At 44.9% G+C, this 17,600-nt stretch carries 13 protein-coding genes; 7 read left to right on the top strand and 6 right to left on the bottom strand.

From position 1 onward, the window contains the following. Positions 1–2: 2 nt before the first annotated feature. From ACYRYY_RS05105 to ACYRYY_RS05120, 4 genes are all read right to left on the bottom strand, one after another. Positions 3–680 (bottom strand): TorD/DmsD family molecular chaperone, encoded by a 678-nt coding sequence (locus ACYRYY_RS05105; RefSeq protein WP_460214473.1) that lies wholly within the window; start codon positions 678–680, stop codon positions 3–5. A 63-nt stretch (positions 681–743) separates the two neighbouring features. Beyond that, positions 744–1,349, bottom strand: a complete 606-nt coding sequence (locus ACYRYY_RS05110) for a 4Fe-4S dicluster domain-containing protein (protein ID WP_460214475.1) — start codon at positions 1,347–1,349, stop codon at positions 744–746. Position 1,350: 1 nt separating this feature from the next. Continuing rightward, on the bottom strand, positions 1,351–4,044 hold the full coding sequence (locus tag ACYRYY_RS05115; protein WP_460214476.1) for a molybdopterin-containing oxidoreductase family protein: 2,694 nt from the start codon (positions 4,042–4,044) through the stop codon (positions 1,351–1,353). Positions 4,045–4,085: 41 nt separating this feature from the next. Continuing rightward, entirely contained in the window at positions 4,086–4,658 is a 573-nt protein-coding gene (locus tag ACYRYY_RS05120; RefSeq protein ID WP_460214477.1) for a hypothetical protein, read from the bottom strand. 235 nt (positions 4,659–4,893) lie between these two features. Between ACYRYY_RS05120 and ACYRYY_RS05125 the strand changes: the two genes are divergently transcribed. Both ACYRYY_RS05125 and ACYRYY_RS05130 read left to right on the top strand, forming a co-directional pair. Next, entirely contained in the window at positions 4,894–6,891 is a 1,998-nt protein-coding gene (locus tag ACYRYY_RS05125; RefSeq protein WP_460214479.1) for a sigma-54 interaction domain-containing protein, read from the top strand. A gap of 113 nt (positions 6,892–7,004) precedes the next feature. After that, positions 7,005–7,718: an SDR family oxidoreductase gene (locus ACYRYY_RS05130; RefSeq protein ID WP_460214480.1), complete on the top strand. Its 714-nt coding sequence runs from the start codon at positions 7,005–7,007 to the stop codon at positions 7,716–7,718. A 318-nt stretch (positions 7,719–8,036) separates the two neighbouring features. On the opposite strand, the gene ACYRYY_RS05135 is transcribed toward ACYRYY_RS05130, so the two are convergent. Continuing rightward, positions 8,037–8,363 carry a cytochrome c3 family protein gene (locus tag ACYRYY_RS05135; protein ID WP_460214481.1) on the bottom strand — a complete coding sequence of 109 codons (327 nt, stop codon included), beginning with the start codon at positions 8,361–8,363 and terminating at the stop codon, positions 8,037–8,039. A 74-nt stretch (positions 8,364–8,437) separates the two neighbouring features. Then, entirely contained in the window at positions 8,438–9,058 is a 621-nt protein-coding gene (locus tag ACYRYY_RS05140) for a pyridoxamine 5'-phosphate oxidase family protein (RefSeq protein ID WP_460214482.1), read from the bottom strand. Between the two features lie 225 nt (positions 9,059–9,283). Between ACYRYY_RS05140 and pdxR the strand changes: the two genes are divergently transcribed. From pdxR to ACYRYY_RS05165, 5 genes are all read left to right on the top strand, one after another. Beyond that, a complete protein-coding gene (gene pdxR / locus ACYRYY_RS05145; protein ID WP_460214483.1) occupies positions 9,284–10,654 on the top strand; it encodes a MocR-like pyridoxine biosynthesis transcription factor PdxR in 1,371 nt (456 codons plus the stop codon). 22 nt (positions 10,655–10,676) lie between these two features. After that, positions 10,677–11,084 carry a GFA family protein gene (locus tag ACYRYY_RS05150; protein ID WP_460214484.1) on the top strand — a complete coding sequence of 136 codons (408 nt, stop codon included), beginning with the start codon at positions 10,677–10,679 and terminating at the stop codon, positions 11,082–11,084. A 392-nt stretch (positions 11,085–11,476) separates the two neighbouring features. After that, positions 11,477–13,318, top strand: a complete 1,842-nt coding sequence (locus ACYRYY_RS05155; RefSeq protein ID WP_460214485.1) for a fibronectin type III domain-containing protein — start codon at positions 11,477–11,479, stop codon at positions 13,316–13,318. A gap of 91 nt (positions 13,319–13,409) precedes the next feature. Continuing rightward, positions 13,410–15,470, top strand: a complete 2,061-nt coding sequence (locus ACYRYY_RS05160) for a hypothetical protein (RefSeq protein ID WP_460214486.1) — start codon at positions 13,410–13,412, stop codon at positions 15,468–15,470. Between the two features lie 25 nt (positions 15,471–15,495). After that, complete coding sequence (locus ACYRYY_RS05165; protein WP_460214487.1) at positions 15,496–17,361, top strand: hypothetical protein; 1,866 nt, start codon at positions 15,496–15,498, stop codon at positions 17,359–17,361. Positions 17,362–17,600 lie beyond the last annotated feature (239 nt).

The raw sequence follows: 17,600 nt of genomic DNA on the forward strand, positions 1-17,600 counted from the left end.
CACTACCCGACCAGCTCGTATTCCGTTATAAGGTCATTAACTATTGCCGCATCCATCTGAAGATACGCTGTTGTTATTTTTGCCAGACCTTTGTAAAAGCCTGTTTCGGCTACTCTTTCCACATCTCTGCAAAAACTGGGAATCCAGTTGAGGAGGTGATCGGTGATGAAATCCCTTTGAGCGTTTAAAAGCCTGAGACACTCCGCACGCTCATTCCTGCTTTCATTTATGCTGAGCCTTTTGCAAAGCTCACTCATGAACTCAAGCTCAAAGAAGATGTGATCCTCTGGCTCGTTATACTTCTCGGATCTGTCCAGACCGAACTTACGGTAAACCGCAAGCACCCTGTCTCTGGCGTCCTGCATAAGAAGTCTTTTTGGGCTGGTGTAAACAGACTGATAAGGATAAGCACTCATCTCTGTTTCCGTTTTCCCCGCACCGAGAAACGTTCCGGCATAGTCCACCGCAAGCTCCGTTACAGTGTCTCTGCATTCTTTCAGGCTTTTTTTCATGATCCTGATTCCGTCAGTGAACTCATCGGTTCCTTCTGCGGCATCCGGAATATTTTTGATACTGCTTATGAGTCCGTCATTAACCTCGGTTTTGTAAAGCTGTGCCAGAAAGCTGTACATATTGCCTCTGCATGCAAAAACCTCTGAGTATTCCGCTGTATTATTCATGTTATGCTCCCTTACGGATTCAAAGGGGTCAGCCTTTCATCGGCTGACCCCTTAATTTCGCCGTTAATCGGCATCAGGGAAAAACTTCCACTGCTCCTTGTTTATCCATTTTGCTGTTTTGTCGTGCAGAATATATCTGACTGTCGGACCGTTCCCTGAATCGGGAAGGCTGTGGACATTTTCTTTTCCGGCTGCTTTTATCGCCTTGGAAACATCACTGTCAGGGTCTTCAATATCACCCACAAAACGAGCCTTGGCGCAGCATGCTTTAACGCATGCAGGTTTATCTGGAGCCTTGAGGTGGTCGCAGAGTGTACATTTTTCCACTACACCAACTCCGACATTGAAAGAACGCGCACCGTAAGGACAGGCGGACATACAGGCGAGACAGCCTATACACTTCGCTTTATCAATGAGTATTACACCCTCATCATTGATATAAGATGCTCCGGTGGGGCATACCTCAACGCAGGGAGCGTTTTTGCATGACTGGCAGACAGTGGGCAGGTAGTACATTTCGATGTCGGGGAACTTGCCCGACGGTCCCATAGTCTGCACCTTGTTGTAATAAACACCGAGGTCTATAAGGTTTTCGTTTTTACATGAGATCTCGCATGAGTAGCACCCTATGCAGCGGTCAAGATCTATTACCAATGTTTTCTTCTTCATGTTAGAGCTCCACTATTTTTGTAGGTTCTGACGCTTTGGGCATCCACGGTTCAAATTGTTTAGCCTTTGTCCATACACCCGCAGGAGCTCCGTCAGCTTTATAAATTTTCACCAGATAGCCTCTGAGCGTGTAGGTTCCCACAACTTCGTTAAACGGCTCTGTTTCTTTACTGAGTATGTTTACATTCATTTCACGGAAGCCGTTTGTCTTGGTTCCAAGGGTTTCAGGGTTCCAGAAACGCTCCATGTAAACCACACCTTTCGGTATGCCTTCCGTAAGAAGGGCTTTGGCGTTAATCTTACCTCTGAGTGATTCAACCCATACCCAGTCGGACTGCTGAACACCGTATTTCTCGGCATCGGCAGGGTTCACCCAGATTTCAGCAACAGGCTGAATCTCTCTGAGATACGGAACATTGCGGAGGGTAAGGTGATGCCAGTAAGGAAGCCTTCCGTTTGTCATAACAAGGGGAAAATCCTTTGCCATAGCGCTTTTCGGGCTTTCGGATGGTTCCATGTAAAAAGGCAGAGGATCATAGTCATGTGAAGCCGGAGGCAGAACATAGGGCGAAAAAGGCTGACCGGTTCTGCTGAGTGTTATAAGGCTTTCAAGATAAAGCTCCGCCTTTTTGGAAGGAGTGTTGAATCCCGCAGGTTTGCCAGTTTTGGGATCTTTCTGAAGGTAAACGTAATGCCTTCTCCATTCGTCCATGGCAGCAAACTCAAAGGGAGCTTTCTTAACGTATTCCTTCCATGTGATTCCGAATCCTGCATTACACCAGCCATCGAGCTGTTTTTCCCATGTGTCGTAAAAAGGAAGTTCCGGTGCGGTTTCCTTGGGGTCAAATGCTCTTTTACAGTTTTCATGCCCAAGTTCGCCCAGACGTTTGATCAGCCTTGCGTAATACCACATTTCATTGCCTGTCTCAAACAGGTGAGTAACCGCCCTTCTGGCGTACATTCTGTTGAATGAGTCAACTATGAAATCTGTTTCAAGCCATTCGTTAAGGGGAATAAGGTAATCCGCATAGGCTGAAAATGATGTCGGGTACATATAAGCATGGACAATCAGATCCAGATTATGAAGTGCTTTTACCCACCTTCCGGCGTTTGCAACAGTTCCGAGCTTGTTTCCGGAACGCTCAAGCCATGCTTTAAGCTTGTAGGGTTTTCCTGTTTCCATGGCATCCAGAACGCTTGTGGGTTTTGCTATCCACCAGTGAAGCATTCCTTTGTATTCCATTCCGCCGAGACGTTTTCTAAGCTGTTTTTCAGGCAGGAACTTAACAAGGGGAGAAGTCTTAACCTTAAAGCCGCCGTCACCTGCGACCTCTTTATCATCAAATCTCTGAAGACCTGCACCCGGTTTTTCAACATTACCGAGAAGCATATTAAGAATTGCAGTGGCATGAGCCGCCTGTGTTGAGTTAGGGAACTGGTCTGTGGCAACTCCGTGTCCGAGAACACCGGGGGTATTTCTGGCGTATATATTCACTGCTTTTTCTATGTCTTCTTTTCTCAGCCAGCAGTTTTCAGCAGCTTTTTCCAGTGTCCAGGGTTCTGCTCTTTCCTTGAGGAGCTGAAAGCCTGTTTTACACACTGCTCCGTTGACTTTAAATGAGCCCCCAAGCACAGGGGACAGTTTATCATCCCAAGGATATTCAATTGCCTTTGCTGAATTTGTTTTCTTATCCCAGACAACATAAACATCTTTTCTGCCGTTCTTTTTAATATCACTTTCGCGGAGAAACATTTTTGTCTCTGCATTAACAAGATAGGGAAGGTTCGTCCACTTCATCACAAAGTCTTTGTCATAAAGCTCATTCACAAGGATGTATCTTATCCATGAAAGAGCCAGAGCAACGTCTGTTCCAGGTCGAAGAGGGAGCCATACATCTGCTTTTGATGCGTCAGGTGTAAAACGGGGGTCAACCACTACTGTTTTAACTCCTCTTGCTCTCAGCTCGGCGAGAATACGCCCTGCCTGTGAGGGACCGCTGAATGAAGGAGCCGCTGCCCAAAGGACAACACTCTTTGTTTTTCCTTCTTCATAAAAAAAGGTTTCAACGTTGTTGTTATCGCCGTAGCTAGTGTTGCCTCCTGCAAAGCCGCCGCCGTAAACAAGTGTGTACATAAGAGTTCTTGGCATATAACACTGCGCAGCGCCAGGTTCAAACCAGTTAGGGGTTCCGAAAACATTGGCAACCCTGCATGTTGTGAAGAAGTTGGGGTTACCGCCGCCGCCTGTTGAGGCGAAAACAGATTCCGCACCGTACTTTTCACGTATTTCCATAAGCTTATGGGCTATTTTATCAATTGCATCGTCCCATGAGATACGTTTCCACTTGTTCTCTCCTCTGGCGCCTACCCTTTCCATCGGATATTTAAGACGGTTGGGGTTGTAAAGCGCCTGAATCCCCGACAAGCCCTTGGGACAGAGTGCTCCTGCGCTTCTTTCAAACTCAGGATCTCCTTCCAGCTTGATGACTCTGCCGTTTTTCATGTGGGCAAGAACACCGCAGTCTGCTGTACAGTTACGGCAGTTTGTTCTGATGATCTGTGTTCCGTCATTCTCGGCAGCATGTGCTTTTGATGCTGTGAGCCCTGTGTTAGTGAGCGAACTTACTGACACGGCTGTACCAGCAACAACAGTTGCCTTGATGAAGTCTCGTCTACTGATATTAAGTAGCTTCATACCTTTTACTCCTTAATAGAATTAATAAAACCACAGATGAGTCAACGAGCCTGACAGCCGGTGCACACGGAGCTGTCAAGTACGTTTTCAACTGTTAACCATTTACCGTCCCACTCAAGCCCGCCTGATTCCTCAAGGTTACCGATGAAGTAACCTCCGAGGACAGCGGAGTCCTTAAGCGAAATTTCCAACATATCTTCGATCTCATCCTTTGTTCTGGGGGTTGTGCAAAACCGAAGAATTTTTATGTAGATCTCTGCGAATTCGGGCTCTGAACCGAGCATGTTCTCCAAACCTGATACATGGTTTAGCTTTTCAAGAGCAGAATGCCCTTCTTTTGATATCTGCCAGAGCTTTTTATCTGCTCCGCTTTGGTCTGCAATAAGAGCCTCACAGTCTATAAGCCATGAAACAATTGTCGCCGGAGGCTGGATGAGGCATATGTTTTTCGCCAATATGCCCGCCTGCCGCACAAGCTCATCAAACGTTCTGGAAGTTTCAGCGAACTGAAGCAGCCCGCACATGATCTTTTTAGAAGCATGCTCAAGCTGTATTCTCTCAACAATTGCATCGGTCTTCGCCTGTTCAGTCTCAGGCAATGAAGAAGATTCCATAAAACACCTTCCATTGTAATTTTTAAAAAAAAATTTAATGACGGAATCTATTGATGCAAACGGAGTGCCACAAGTGCATATTCTTATGTATTAATGATTTATATCAAACAGACTTTCTGAAAAGTGTTTTGTAACTGAACATGTCTGGATGACTGAACATTCTTTTGATTTTAGTGATTGGAAGCCCCTTTCTGTTCCTGTTGAATTAATCCTTCAGAAGGTACATTATGGTTATATGCGTAAACATAAAGGAACAATACATAAGACTCCTATTTGTTTTACAAGCTTTGATTTAGAGTTCTGGAAAGCGGTTGAAGACGAAAAGAAATATTTTATTGAACATGGAATGTTCACTGATTTTTCCAGAAACATACCGGATGAAGTATTATCCCTATGGAGGATCTCCAAAGAGAGCGGAGTCTGTTGGGATAGTGAATCAATCAGTGTGCCTGTTTTATCACAGGAGCAGCTTGGTATTACTTTAGCGAGAAAACAGCTCCTTATTGATCTGATAATGCCTTTTATGGAGGAATTTCAGGGTATTCTTGACCACACGGAATTCACAATGAGCGTGTGTGATGAGAACGGCGTGTTTCTCCTGATACCGGATAACGGCAGCACAATCCCTTTCTGGGACAAGCTTAACCTCACGCCCGGATCCATATGGAATGAAACAACAATAGGCTGCACAGCACACACCTTAGCAAGAAAATACGAGAAACCGGTTCAGATAATCGGCACGGCTAACTACAGCAAAGTATTCAGAGATCATATAAGCTGCGCCGCACCTATTTACAACGAATACGGAGATATTCTCGGAACCATAAACCTTGTACAGCTCAAGGCGGACAGCTCGCGCCTTGTGGAGCATGCCCTCGGCTGGGCGACTGCTGTTGCCTCTGCCGTATCAAGCCAGTTCAGGGTTTTCAGAAGAAATAAGCGGCTGAAAATAATGAACTCGACCCTTGAGGCAACATTTGAAAACTCCGAATACGGCTATGTTTCCATAGATGAGGCAGGCTACATAATACATATCAACAACAAGGCTATCAAACTTCTCCGCCTTGATAAAAGCAATGTAAAAATCAACATCTGCTCGTGTTTTGAAGACAGCAGGGCTATTAAAAGCGCACTGGAAACAGGACGACAGCTCAGCAGCAAAAACTTTCAGCTTAAATGCGATCCCAATGTGAACCTTGAGGCAGATATAAAACCATTCCACGGTGACGATCTCAGACATGCAGAAGGGGCAATAATGCGCATTTCCATGAGAAATGATCAGCAAAAAACTGAAAGCCATAGGAAAACACCCTTTACTTTCAACAGTATAATAGCCAAAAGCCCCGTCATGGAAGACCTCAAGGACACCATTGAGCTTGTCTCGGAGAAACCGGTTAATATCCTCCTTCTGGGAGAAAGCGGAACAGGCAAAGAGGTCTTCGCACAGGCAATCCACAATAACTACAACCCGTCCGGTCCTTTCGTGGCAATAAACTGCGCCTCTATACCTCATTCACTTATAGAGAGCGAGCTCTTCGGCTACGAGGGCGGAGCATTCACAGGAGCAAACCGCTCCGGTAAAAAAGGTAAAATTGAAATGGCAAACGGAGGCACACTGTTTCTGGACGAAATAGGTGACATGCCGCTGGAGCTTCAGCCAGTTCTTCTTCGTGTTCTGGAAGAAAAATGCGTCACCAGAATAGGCAGCCACAAGAGCATCCCTGTGGATTTCAGGATAATATCCGCCACAAATAAACCCCTCTGCGGAAATATAAACAGCAAGGAGTTCAGGCAGGATCTTTACTTCAGGCTCGCTGTGGTAAACATTGAGCTGCCTCCCCTCAGAACAAGGGGTATAGACATACTTCTGCTTGCCGACCATTTTGTAAAAAATACCTGTGAGCGATTTGACATTCCTCACTACACCATATCAAAAGAGACAGAGAAAGTGCTTGTGAGCTTTCCCTGGCCGGGCAACGTGCGGCAGCTTGAAAATGCGATGATCTATGCTGTAACCGTTGCAAAAGCTGACAGAGTCATACGTCCGGAAAACCTGCCAAAAGATATTCTGGAAAGAAGCGGAAACATCTCAAACCCCATGTCAGAAATAGTTAAGGATATAAAAAACGACATGATAGTTCAGGCAATAGAACAGACAGGCAATATCAGACAGGCAGCAAAGCTTCTGGGAATATCAAGAACAACCATATACAGCAGACTTCAAAAGCTGTGAACATATCGGTATTTAACAGTCTTTTACAATTCCGCCTTTGACACTCTCCCGTATACTTATAATATTACATAAAGAGTTGACATTCGATACATACAGCAATCAAGGGGTTCAATATGGATTTTACCAGTCAGGTTGTTATGGTTACAGGCGCAAATGGCGGCATCGGAAGCGCAATTGTGAATGAGCTGCTTAAAACAAAGGCAAGTAAGATATATGCTTGCGCCAGAAACACAGACTCACTCAAGGGAATGTTTTCAGATTCCCGTGTTCAGCCAGTTGAGCTGGATATTACAAAACAGGAAAATGTCAGATCCGCTGCTGCAAAGTGCAGTGATGTAACAGTTTTGATAAATAACGCAGGGATTGCCATGGGCGGTCTTCTTGGTAATCAGGAAAAAGCCCGGGTTGAAATAGAAGTTAACTATTTCGGCACACATTCTATGTGTACTTTTTTTGCACCTGTTCTCAAGAATAACGGCGGCGGGTGCATTGTTAATATCGCATCTCTTCTCAGCTTCGTGAATATGCCCTCAATAGGCACATACAGTGCTACTAAAGCGGCTGTGCATTCTCTCACTCAGGGACTAAGAGGCATATTGACAGCGCAGGGAACAAAAATTATCGGAGTTTACCCCGGTCCGGTCGAAACAAGAGCGACAAAAGGGCTCCAAATGCCTATGGCAAAACCAGATGATGTTGCTGCTGAAATTGTTACAGGAATCATTGAAGGACGTGAAGAAATATTTCCGGATAAAATGTCAAAAGAAGTGATGCAGGGTCTTGCTGTCGATCCGAAAGCTGTTGAACGTCAGTTTGGATCCTACTGATACTCCCGTAAGTTTTTACTTCCTCACTCCCTGCCGATAAGGCAGGGAGTGAGAACAAAACCTTTTACTGGAATACAGCCATATATAAAAACATAAGTTAAACTCTCTCAAACCTGTAAAAACTTTTATCCCCACCATAAGATAACAAAACCGGACAAGCGTACGCTGCCTGTCCGGTTTTGCCTTTTCATCAGGAACTGTTCAGCTTTGCAGTTTTGGAGGAAGTCTTATAAGCCGCCGTAAATAACATAATACATAAAACCTGAAATAATCAGGCTGATACTGAAACCTATTTTAAAAAACATTCAGATCTCCTTTCTACGGAACTTTCAGACCAGTATCATGGCATGTATCACAGTAGTTTACAGATTCTTTATGGTTTGCATGGCAGTTTGTGCAGGATATTTCATTATACGGCTCATGGGGAGCATGCGGGTTAAATTCATACATATCCGTGAGTTCCGCTACATCTGCAAAACCGCCGTGGCAGTCTTCGCAGGCTTCAGCCGGAGCAGGATTTTCCACTCCTACAGTATGGCATACAGCACAGTCCATACCGCCGTGTTTGTTAACTTCCGGAGTCTGCACCGCTGCAAAAACCGCTGTGACAGCACCAAGCAGTATAACTGAAATTATTTTATACATTACATTTCCTTATCAACTCATCCTACGGGCAAGCAAGTGCCCGCAGAATGGTGTTCCCACCTGTTTTGTACCTCTTAGTAGTGCTTTTCGCCTCTTTCTTTGCCTGTCATATGGTCTATCTTTATGCAGTAGGCGTTCATAGCCTTATTAAGCTTTTTGTAATAACCTTCAATATCTTCTGTAAAAGTGGGAAGATACTTTGTACTTATCGCAGTCATTACAGCTTTCTTTTCATCAGGGTCTTCCACAAGGCTCACACGCCCGAAAACCATAACGCTTTTGAAAAGTGTACCCAGAGTGTTTTTATAAGTGCTGGGGATTGCGTAGTTAACAATTGTGAAACATACGTCCGGGTTTTCTGTAAAATTTATCATTTTTTCTCCCGGAACCTTAGAAGTATGGATATAAATATTTCCATCCTTAAAAACGTATGAAATGGGAGTTCCGACAGGAAAACCTTCTTTGTTTACTGTAGACAGAATCCCGAACCTGCCGTCATGCAGTGCGGCAATAGTGTCTCTCTCATTCATGGCCTCTGCCGTGTTCCTTAAAGGACGGAACTCACGCTTTTTTTCCTGTGCTGCAAAAAGAGTGGATGGAGAAACCGCACCGGCTGCAGCTATAACACCGGCGCCTGCCAATATCTTTCCGAATTTGCGTCTTGTTACGCCTTGACTGAGCTTTTCATCTTTCATATATAGCCTCCTTATGTAAGATAAGGATATTTAAACCAAACAAAGCTAACACGAAAGATGCAGATCGATTTTATTTTAGATATGCAGACCAGCAATGGACAGAAATAAAAGCTTTTATACAAATAGTTTACAACTACATAACACAAAAGAATATCAGGACTTACATGTTGCCTGAAGCCGAATATCTGTTATTATAATACTGATTTTATTTACGGGATGACCGCCATGCTCTACATTGATGAAAACTCTCAAAAACCGCTCTATGAGCAGGTTTACGAATACTTTGTATCCGGTATCACCTGCGGGGAATACAGAAAGGGCGATAAGCTGCCGTCAACACGCTCCCTCGCCAGAAGCCTGAATCTTTCCGTAACCACTGTCACAAAAGCATATGATAATTTGTGCATGGAGGGATACGCTGTTTCCGTACCCAAAAGCGGCTATATTGTCCATAATCCGCCTTACAAGTCCGAAAGGAGCGCACGCAAAAGACTTGCGCCGCAAGCTGAAACAAAGATTTTTAATTTTGATTTCAGTGACTTTGATTCAGGAAGTTTTCCTTTATCAGTGTGGAGACGTTTATCCAATAAGGCTCTTCTGTCTGCCGACATCGAAAAGATCGACTATTACGGTGACAAGCAGGGGGAGTATGAATTCAGGGAAGAGATAGCCAAACATCTGAGGTTCTCCAGAGGTTTGTCATGCAACCCTGAACAGATAATTATTTCAAACAGCACCTCAGCTATCTTGGACACGGTTGCTACTCTGATGCCGGACAACCGGACATCGGTTGCATTTGAAGACCCGGGCTTTGAGTTAAACAGACGTGCGTTCATTAATAACAGGTTCAGAGTCATCCCGATCCCTGTTGAAGCGGACGGAATAGATACCGAAGCGGTAAAAAAATCTGCCGCAGGACTTGTATTCACAACCCCCTCGCACCAGATGCCCATGGGTGCTGTACTCTCATATGAAAAACGGGTAGAGCTGACCGAATGGGCCGAGAAAAACGGCTCATACATAATAGAAAATGACTATGACTATGAGTTCAGATATGACATCAAGCCTCTTCCGGCGATGTATTCCATGAACAGAAGCCGTGTCATATATTCCGGTACTTTCTCCAAAATTGTGTCACCGGCTTTACGCATATCGTATTTTGTTCTGCCTGAACCGCTTCTGGAAAGATACAGAGAAATGTATAATAATTATCATTGTGCAATCCCCTGGATTCAGCAGAAAACCATTACTTTCTACATGCAGGAAGGTTACATGACCAGACGCATGAACAGCCTTCAAACCATTAACCGCAAAAAAAGAAACACTCTTATATGCGCTGTCAGAGAAATACTGGGAGACAGGGTAAAAATAAGCGGAGAAAGCGCAGGAACTCATATTTTACTGTCGGTAAAGCAGCCGGGAGGAGATCTTGTACAGCAAGCCATTGAAAATAATGTCAAAGTTTACTCTCTTTTACCCCATTGGTATGATAAAATTCGACACGATCCGAGTCAGATTATAGTCGGATTCAATTCAATCAGGGAAAAAGACATAGAAGAAGGTGTAAGACGCCTTGAAAAAGCCTGGTTTGAATAATTTTAAAAAATAAGGAGATACCATGCCTAAGCATTCCGGTTCATGTCTTTGCGGCAAAATAACTTTTGAAGTCGAAGGTGATTTTGAGAACTTTTTTCTATGCCACTGTGAATACTGCCGTAAAGACACAGGCTCTGCACATGCGGCAAACCTGTTTTCATCCACAGCGAAGCTTACATGGCTTTCCGGAGAAAAAGATGTGAGAACTTTTGATTATGACGGACACATTAAAAGCTTCTGTCCGGAATGCGGATCAGCCATGCCTAATTTGCAAATGAATGGCAAGTTGGTTGTTGTCCCGGCGGGAAGTCTTGACACTGATGTAAATATAAGACCCCAAGGGCATATATTCTTATCTCACAGAGCAAACTGGGATAACAAACTGGAAGAAATAACCGGATTTGAAGAACTGCCTGAAATCAGGACGTAATACGCTGCCCTCCAATAAGATCAGTTAACAAGCTAAATTTACAGGCCGGTTCAATTTTCCAATACAAAAGTATCATCTCAAGAGACTATTTGATACTGAAATTGTCAGATACCGAATTGATACTTTTTATCAAAAGTTTATATATAATTAATTACACTTGAAATAAACATACTATTCATAATTCTGTATTGTCAAAAATATTAATTTAATCGATTTAATTTAATAATAATGGAAATAAAACATCACTAATACGTATATAAGTATCTGTCACTACACAAAACATAAATTATTATTTCGTTAATTCTCAAAACATTAGGCCAAAATATATTATTGTCTTTTTTTAACTGACACTATATAACCGCTATATAGTTTAATATATAACGGGTGAAAAAATGAGATTTGAACATTTTGGGAAATTTCCCGCCAAAACAATTATCCTTATCCTTACTGCGCTGATATTTTCCTTGATGTCAATCAGTTGCGGTTCTAGCAGCAGCAGTGACGGAGGAACATCTGCAATTCCTCTGTCAAGTCCGAAAGCAGTGAGCGTCACTCCCAAAAGCGGCTCCTTGGATCTTGTATGGACTAAGGTTGCGCCCATTCAGGGAGTAGAGGCTACTTATGAAGTCTGGTACGGCACAGAAGAAAGCCTTTCCAGTGCCACAATGGTTCCATTGACTGCGACTATTGCAGGTAACCACGTTTCACTCACAATTCCCAATCTTCAGAACGATATAACCTACTACATACGTGTTCGTTCTGTTTATCCGGGCTTCGGTAAAGCTGAGTTCAGCTCAGCCTTCACAGGAGCCCCCATCGGAAAACCTCCCGTCCCGCAGATCACCGATCAGGGCGGATGGGAAAATATGCTTGAAGCAGTGTGGGAGGATTCCCCATACGCAACTGAATATAAGGTCTACTGGAAAAAAGACGGCACAGGCACAGAGCCTCCGGCAGACGCTTCTGTAAAGAAAACAACCCGCAGCCGCACTCTTATAACCGGAATCGATAACGGCGACACTTACCGTATATGGGTTCAGGCGACAAACACAGCGGGTGATTCAGCTTACACATTTACCGATGCTTCATCACAGCCGGCAGATGCAGTACCTTCCGTTCCTGACAACATCACAATAACAGGCGGAGGAAAGGCTCTGGTTATAACATGGGACGCAGCATCACAGGCTGCGGGATACAAGCTTGCTTATTCAGAAACCAATGATATAAGCACTGCAACAGAGGTAAATATTTCGCCTGACAGCGGAACAGTTACTGCCAGAGTAACGGAGCTTACCAATGGTCAGCTTTATTATGTGTGGATTCAGGCTGTCAACTCTATGGGCGATTCAGTTTTCAGCGAATCTTTCAGCGGTACTCCCGTTTCCAAATCATCAATAACTCCGATCAACTATTCCGACATGAATTTCCGTCTCGGCAAAGCGGAAGCTGAATACATCTGGGCGGAACAGGTTCCTGTGAGTGTGTTCTTCCCTGAAGGCAGATTCAGCGACCGTCTTTCAAGGTTCAGAGAAACAGCAGTGGGTAACCTTTTCTGTGACGGTGCCGCATGGTATGTCCGTGATCAGCACGAGCCTGTGGATTTCGTATTCCTCAACGGCGGTTATATTGAGGGTCCCATAGCAGAGGGTGAAATACTTCTCGGCAAAGTAGTCGGGATGATTGATCCTGACGCTGGGGAAGACACTCTTGTTGTGCTGACACTCAAGGGAGACAAAGTCATTGAGCTTTTCAAACAGGCGGCAGCCGTCAAGCATTCAGGGAGAGGCAATTCCGGCACAAGCGGCTGGGGCATAGTCTCATCCGAAATCCGCTACACCATTCAGTACAGAACAGTCAACCCTGCAATGCCTCCCACAACAATGGAGGAGGAAGATGCTTACCGCAACGGATGGATAAAGCCCGGCACACTGAAATTCAACGGAGAGGACATAGATCCTAACAAATCATACAGAATAGCCACCACATCATGGCTGGCGGATGCGCACGATAGCTATCTTGCTTTCCTCAGTGCCACAAACAGAGTCAACTATCCAGAATACTTCTGGCAGGTTGTAGCTCACTACATATACGAGATGGATTCCATAAGCCCCTATACAGACGGACGCATATATCTCATAGGCGGTGTTCCGCTTCAGACTCCCGGTTGGGAACCCGGTCCGATATGGGTTCCGGGAGATCTCAACTGGACTCCTCCTTATAATCCGCCGTACTGACAAATTGTTTTTAAGGGCTTCTTCATAACTCAGTGAAGGAGCCCTTTGTTTAAATTATCCATACTGCATTTGAAACTCGGAGGTTTCAGATATGAAAAAACTATCTTTTTTTCTGCTGCTTCTCGTGATAGCGGCAGTTTCCGGCTGCTCCGGCAGTTCGGGAAGCTCTTCTGACGATGCTGATAACGTAAAGTCAGTAAAATTTTATGACGGAGATAATGAAATAGAATCGTTATCATTCGCATACGGCACTCCATCCAGTTTTACAATCTCTGTTACCGATTCGTCCGGCAGCCCTATAACAAACAGAGACCTTGAGGTTATAGATGAAGACGGGCTTCTGGAGCTTCCCCTCTTCGTAAAAACCGGAACGGACGGCAAAGCCAGTGTAAATGTCGGTGTAAATGCTGTTTCTGTAAACGGAAGCAACGGAACCATGTCATTCATCCTCTACGGCGATAATGTCAGCCTCGGCGGAGAAGCTTATTCTCTCCCCTACAGCATCGAACCGTGGGATCTGAACCTTTTCGGCGGAGAAGTTGATATATACGCTTCCGCAATTCCCGGCACAAAGCTCGAAACCATATTCAGAGTGCCGGACGGAGCAGTGCTTATTCCTTCACAGCAGGAGATAGCCGCCGGAATAACCCTCACCGTCTCTCCGAAAAAAGTGACAGTGGGCTACGACGGCAGCTTTATCACAACTGCATCCGCAGGTGAGTACGATTACGAAGTCGGCATTGCGGACAGAGATGAGACCTCACCCCTCAAAGTAGTGGTCAGAGTCGGTGACGGAACAGAAGAAAACCCCTTCCCCATAGTTCAGTATGGTGAAATGAAAAATATGGGGCGTGATCTCTATAAAACATCCCATTTCAGACTCTTTGCGGATATAGAGCTGGAAGATATATGGGCTCCAGTTAACTTTGAAGGATCTCTTGACGGAAACGGTCATTCCGTGACTGCCACAGGAAAACAGATCTTTGAAACACTCCAGAATGCCACAGTACAAAACCTCACTATTAAGGGCAGTGTTAATAATCCAACAAGCGGAACATCCGGCGGATCACCTTATTACAGATCAGCTATCCTGTCTGTTTATACAGCCAATTCAACTATAAAGAATATTACAGCAGAGGATGCCTCAGTAACCGTTTCCTGCGCCGCAGGCAACAATATACACAGCTATTCAGGACTTATAACCGGATTAGCCACAGGCAGCACATTTGAGAACATCACCCTGAATGGAAAAATAGATGTTACAAACTGCCAATACTCCAGACAGGGAATGCTTGCAGGCTCACTGGGCAATAGCACAGCACAATTCATCAATGCTTCAGGTGACCTTAAGGCAACCTATGTTTTTGTTCCCATTCTGGGCAGTATCGCCGGTTTATCCAGCGGCACAATAACCGACAGTTACGGTGGAGCAAGTATATCGGTAAACTACTCAGACTATTCATATTACATGGGCAATATCGGCGGAATGGTAGGTGAACTGAGTACAAATGGTCTTATGGAACGCTGCTTTTCAAACTCGGACGCTTTAGGAAGAGGTCAGTCCGGCGGACTGGCAGGGCGAATATCAAGGGCAACAATTAAAGACAGCTACGCCACAGGCAATGTACACGGAAAAGACTCCGGAGGAATAGCCGGATATGCAGCTTCAAGCGACAACTCAATCATCAATTCGTACGCAACTGGAAGCATATCAAGCGGAGACTTCTATCCGCCGGGCCTGCCCACAGCAGGCGGACTCCTTGGTTCTGTTGATAACACCTATTCTTCTGTTGCCTCCACATACACATCTACCCTTGCCCTTAATGCCGCAATAACTTACGACACACCCACAGGTGCGGCAAGAATCTGCAAGGACATGGGAATAATAACAAGCACCACAGGTCCTTCAAACTACGCATTCAGAGAGATGCTGATCGGCGGAACAGCGGCTTATTCGTCTGACGACACGGGAATAAACGGAGCAGACATCACGCCTGCGGAGCTTACCCCGGATTTTTTCATAACGACTCTGGGCTGGGATCCTGATGTGTGGGATTTCGATTTCGATTCCCGCTCATACAAGCTCCCTGTGCTTAAAAGCCATAATGTAAACACACAGACCTCGTTTGACATGCCGTCCCATTTAAGATGACAAGCGGAAATTCAGGAGAAAAACTATGAAAAAGCTCAATATAACAAAGCATTTGTTCTGGCTTCTGCTGCTTGCTTCCTCTGCTCTGTTTACTGCCTGCGACAGTGACAGCAGCAGCAGTGACACTCCGGCAGAGCCGCAGGCAGAAATCATTGTGGATATGCCTGAGCACCTTTATCACGAAGATACTGTAACAGCAAAAATAAAACTTAGAATAGGCACAGAACCCATAAGAGGAGAAACAGTAACCGTAACCGAAAACGGCGGAACAAACCTCACCATAACTCCTTCAGTATTCACCACGGACTACAAAGGTGAAGCGGAGTTTACTATAACTACTGCCTCCGGTCTGCCTGAGCCGGAATCGTCACTGGGGGTCAGCCTCACTCTGGCTTCTGATACGGCAGAGCAGGAAGCCTCTCTCTTTATAGAGCCTGTTCCTGCGGAGTTTAACGGAAAAAGTGCCGTAAGCTATATCTTCATGGATATGAGAGACGCAGAAGCAGACCCCTACGACAACACAGTTCTTATTGACCTGCCGGAAGGTGAGAACATCACAATGGGGCTTGAGGAAATCTACTTGATGAACGGTTATGTCACAGCAGAGATATTCGGAAACAAAATCCGCCTGACTCTTGATGAGGATATGGAAATCACCGGCGGACGCCACACCGTCCTCCTCCCGCTCTACACAGGAGATGAATACACTCCCCTGAAATACACCCTTGTGGTGTCTGACGGCAGTGAGGGCTACCCCTACCCCATAGAAAATCTGGATCATCTGCTTGCCCTTGCTCCCTATACTGATATTGATTCTGCCAGACACTTTGAGCTGTTGAGCGACCTTGATCTAAGCGGTATAGAAAACTGGACTCCCATTAACTTTAAAGGGATTCTGGACGGCAAAGGACACTCTGTAACAGGTATGACCATAACTGTTGACCCGACGTTAACAGGTTCGGTTAACGCCGGTTTCTTCGGCACTCTTGATGGAGGAGTAAAGAATCTGCATGTAGAAGGAAGCATCACCAGTTCATCGGAGGCTGTAACAACAAACGCCGGACTGCTCGCAGCGGATGGAATACAATCTGTTATTGAACGCTGCTCGACATCCGGCACAGTATCAATCGCATATGGGGCTGCGGCAGGTATTGTTTCCCTAGGTAACGCGTCAATAGATCAATCGTACTCGACAGCAACAATAGAGAACATAGGAGAAAATGGGTTATTGGGAGGTATTGCAGTATACGCCGCAAGTGTTAAAAACTCGTACTTTGCAGGCAGTATTACAAATTCATCCACTGCCGCGGCCAACTATGCGGGAGGCATAGTAGCCGGATCGGGAAGTGGTGTTTATACTGTTGAAAATTGCTACAGTACAGCAGAGTCAATAATCTCAAAAATGAAAAGTGCAGGTGTTGCATGCGGCAATAATGGAGCAAATACTCCCGCAGTAAAAAACAGCATCGCTTTAACACGTACACTGGTGGGAAGAAGCGCATACGTAATAAGAGTAACGACAGGACGTGACAGAGACGCCACAATTGATTACAACGTTAACCAGACTAATAATTATGCGCTGTCAGGGATGGAACTGCTTTTATATGACGCAAACGCCGCTGACTTGAAAGGCAGTATATATACCCCCTTGGCAAAAAATAATACGGGAAGAGACAGCCTGTTCGGCGAAGACATTACCCCCGCCGAGCTTACACCGGAGTTTTTCACTGACCCTGTTGATGCAGGGGGAGTAATAAAAAGTGTCGGCTGGGATACGGATATATGGGATGTTGATTTCGCTTCCAGAGATTATAAGCTCCCCATACTGAAAGGTCTTGACCTTGAAAGGCAGCGGAATATAGCTATGCCCGCTCACCTCATAACACCCTGATATATTTTTTAATGACCGCATTCCGTATGGGTGCGGTCTGTTTTTTATCTGACTGCCATGAAAGCCAAAAACAAAGCAGGAGCAATAAGTAATGATAATCATTAAAAATAATGATTTACGTTGAAGATTTTTCATGTTACGGATCGTTATATTTATTAAAATATATCGAATTGTTGTTTTCGGCACGGCAAGGAAAAGCAGTCGTTAAAAAAAACTGCAGTTTAACCTAACTTTTTATT

This window comes from Geovibrio sp. ADMFC3 (assembly GCF_054687035.1).